This window comes from Ruegeria sp. AI2, assembly GCF_056541275.1.
On the sequence record NZ_JBQFYB010000036.1, the window covers coordinates 1 to 3,207 of the forward strand.

Here is a 3,207-nt window from a genome sequence, read left to right on the forward strand (position 1 = left end):
CAGATGATCGCGGCGTACCTGTTGGAAGTCCACGACAATGACGTCGAATGGGACGTGGATCGGTTCGCTGTCAAAGGTGCGCCCGAGCGATTCAAGACCATGAAAGAAATCGCCTTCGCCGCATATAATCAGGCCATTCCGGGGCTGGAGCCGGGTCTAGAGGCGGTGAGCTACTATGATCCCCCGAACATGACCTATCCGTTCGGAGCTTATATCTGTGTCATGGAAATCGACGTGGATACCGGCGAATGGGAGGTTCGGCAGTTCTACGCGCTGGACGATTGTGGCACACGGATCAACCCGATGATCATCGAAGGGCAGGTCCACGGTGGCGTCACCGAAGCGCTGGCCATCGCGATGGGTCAGGAAATCGCCTATGATGAAATGGGGAACGTGAAGACCGGCACGCTGATGGACTTCTTCATCCCGACCGCGTGGGAGACGCCGAACTATATCACCGACTACACGGTGACGCCGTCCCCGCACCATCCGATTGGGGCAAAAGGTGTCGGTGAAAGTCCAAACGTGGGCGGTGTGCCTGCATTTTCGAATGCGGTGCATGATGCGTTCCGGCCGTTTGGGTTGGTGCAGAGCCACATGCCGCATGATCATTGGCGTATCTGGAAGATCGCCAATGGGCTGGGGATGCACGGGTAGTTGGGTTCGAACCGGCTGGCGCCGGTCCGATCAGACGGAGGGGGCCAGCCCCCTGGGGGGGATCGGAATTAATTGGAACGGTGAGTACGGTTTAAACTGGAACAGGTGGATGAAGGTCATCGCATGATAGCCTTGTTTTATTGGCGATGCGGGACGGCGCGGCAAAATCGGCCGTTCGGCAAGGATGGCCCGAACTAAACTGGACTATGCCGGATGATGCCGGATGTTTCCAAAAACGGCATTAACTCTCACCACTCACGCATGGATGCGACCACTCTGCCTTCCAATCGGACATCCTCTGGTGCCTCCAAATCCACAATGATCGGTGGGTATCGTGCGTTGGTGCTGATCAGCTGGAGCCTATTACCTGGCAACCGCTGTACGCGTTTAACAAACAGTTGCCCGTCATAATGTACGGCGAACATAAAGCCGTTGCGTGGCTCTTTCTGATCCGTGGCGATCAGGACGAGATCACCATCTGAGAGCTCTGGCTCCATGCTGTCGCCAGTCACGCGGATCACCGACAGATGATCCTCACTTAGCCCGCGCCGCTGAATGGAAGCCCGACTGTAGCTGTAGTAACCGGAGCCGACGTCGGCCTCCACTAGCGAATCGAAGCCAGCGGACGCCTGCGCATCGAAGTGCGGAATGGCGACAAACTCTTCAACACGATCATTGGGTTGAAGTGCCAAAGCTTGGTTCTCATGAGCATTTGCTCCGACACTCTCCGTGATCAATCGGGCGCCTCGCCCGGTTAGAAGCCACGTTGGTGATATGTCCAAATGCTCCGCCATTGCTGCTAAAAGCTCAGCGCTCACCTTCCTGGAGCCCGAGAGATAGTGCTGCATGGTTCGGTAGTTCGCTCCGATCTTATTGGTAAAATCCTGCAAACTCAAACCGCTAGCAGATACGGCCTCTTTTAGTCGCTCATTTATGTCCATTTGTTCTTATGTCGCTTGATTATAGGAGCATTTGGTCTTATTTGTGATATTACAACATACCGACGCACCCCAGCATTGCGAGGACACTATGTCAGCAAGAAGCAAGCCGTTCCAGCCCGGAGCGGTTCTATGTGAGATCATCGTTGGCGCATGTCGCGCCTCAGACCTCGGCGGGCGTGGGAAGCAGAACATCCACACCAGCACCACTCCCGTGGCTACCTGCGGACAATCTGGGGACGACACGGGCCAGGCGCGCCTCAAACGCCGGAAGCGCATGGCACCCCGCGATGCGGTGCTGAGCGAGGGAACGCGTCACGGAACGCGTCCCCGGTGCCGGAGAAGGGGCGGGCGCCCCGAGACGGTGGCGGTGTAAGCCATGGGGCAGGCATCGCGCAAATTCGAACTGGTTGAGGCCAACGCCTCGGGGTTGACCAATCCGCCGCTAGAAGCCGTTGGTCAACCTGTTGGTCAACCATTGGTCAACCACGAAAAATGGTTGCCGATGAATGACCTGGTCGAGTTGTCTGGGGTATCCAAACAGGCGGTCAGCAAAGCCCTGCAGTCGCGCAAGTGGCGCGGTGTCGATCTTCTTGTCAGAGAAGTTGAAATCGGGCGTGGCGGTGCTGGAGGTCGAGCACCTCAAGCGCATGTAGACCACTTACCCGCTGATCTGCGGGAGGCCTGGTATCTGGAGCGTGGCATCGTGCTCCACGCAAAGCCCGATGTGGCGACCGGCGGCACCTGTCTTGTACCGGAGCAGGCCCACCAAACGGATGCACGCTTTGAGGCCGATCTGGCTTTGGCGCGGTGGCGGCAGGAGGTGATCCGCCCGGCCCTGGCCTTTGAGAAGGGCTCACCTGAGCGGGCGGCGGTGATCGAGGGCCTCACCCGGGAACCGCGCCTGTTCCCCAACGGGAAACGCAAGCTGATCTCCAAGCAGACGCTCTATAACTGGCTGCGCGACTATGAGGCCTTTGGTCTAAATGGTCTGGTCCGCAAGCGCCGCGCCGATCACGGCGTCCGGCGCCAGACGGTCACCCGCGCCTGGGATGCGTTTTTTGAGGCGCATATCGATGCGGCCACGCAGGCCGGGATCGGCGCGGACCTGACCACCTATATCCGGTCCCTCTGGGCAGCGGGGGAATGCGGCTGGCGCGCGATCTCGGAGAAATCCACCACCCGCCTGATCGAGATGAGCCGAGACCTGCGGGTCGTGCCCTTCGAGGCGCTGGAGCTGGGCCGGTGCGGCGACACCCATGCCAAGGGCACGCAGTTCGGCCTCTGTAATGTGAACCGCCGCCAGGTGGAGCATCATCGCCAATACGCGCTTCTCGCGATCAAGGACAAAGACAACGCCACCTTCCAGGACAGGTATATGCCCTCGATCCGGCGGGACTATGCCACGTTGCTGCCCCGCCAGATCGTGGTGGGGGACGTGCACCCCGTGGATATCATGATGCGCCGCGCCGATGGCACGGCGGTCTATCCCAAGGCGATTGCCTGGTACGATGTGGCCACCAATGAAATCCATATGACGTTCGTGCTGTTGCAGCCCGGTGAAGGCATCCGGCGGGAGCATGTGGCGCAGAGCTTCGAGGCGATGGTCGCG

General features: G+C 59.3%; 4 protein-coding genes. 2 read left to right on the forward strand and 2 right to left on the reverse strand.

What is annotated here, in order from left to right:
• On the forward strand, window positions 1-657 hold a 657-nt coding region (locus ACR0LL_RS20895), incomplete at its 5' end, for a molybdopterin cofactor-binding domain-containing protein (protein WP_480589207.1).
• A 248-nt stretch (window positions 658-905) separates the two neighbouring features.
• Here the strand turns inward: ACR0LL_RS20895 and ACR0LL_RS20900 are convergent.
• Both ACR0LL_RS20900 and ACR0LL_RS20905 read right to left on the reverse strand, forming a co-directional pair.
• Window positions 906-1,598 (reverse strand): XRE family transcriptional regulator, encoded by a 693-nt coding sequence (locus ACR0LL_RS20900; RefSeq protein WP_480435144.1) that lies wholly within the window; start codon window positions 1,596-1,598, stop codon window positions 906-908.
• A 160-nt stretch (window positions 1,599-1,758) separates the two neighbouring features.
• A complete protein-coding gene (locus ACR0LL_RS20905; protein ID WP_480424923.1) occupies window positions 1,759-1,914 on the reverse strand; it encodes a hypothetical protein in 156 nt (51 codons plus the stop codon).
• A 60-nt stretch (window positions 1,915-1,974) separates the two neighbouring features.
• On the opposite strand from ACR0LL_RS20905, the gene ACR0LL_RS20910 reads away from it, so the two are divergent.
• The coding region (locus tag ACR0LL_RS20910) for a helix-turn-helix domain-containing protein (RefSeq protein ID WP_480589209.1) at window positions 1,975-3,207 on the forward strand (1,233 nt) is incomplete at its 3' end.

Bases quoted from the DNA above. Each gene is read 5' to 3' on its own strand.
- ACR0LL_RS20900 (WP_480435144.1), bottom strand. From the start codon at position 1,598: ATGGACATAAATGAGCGACTAAAAGAGGCCGTATCTGCTAGCGGTTTG.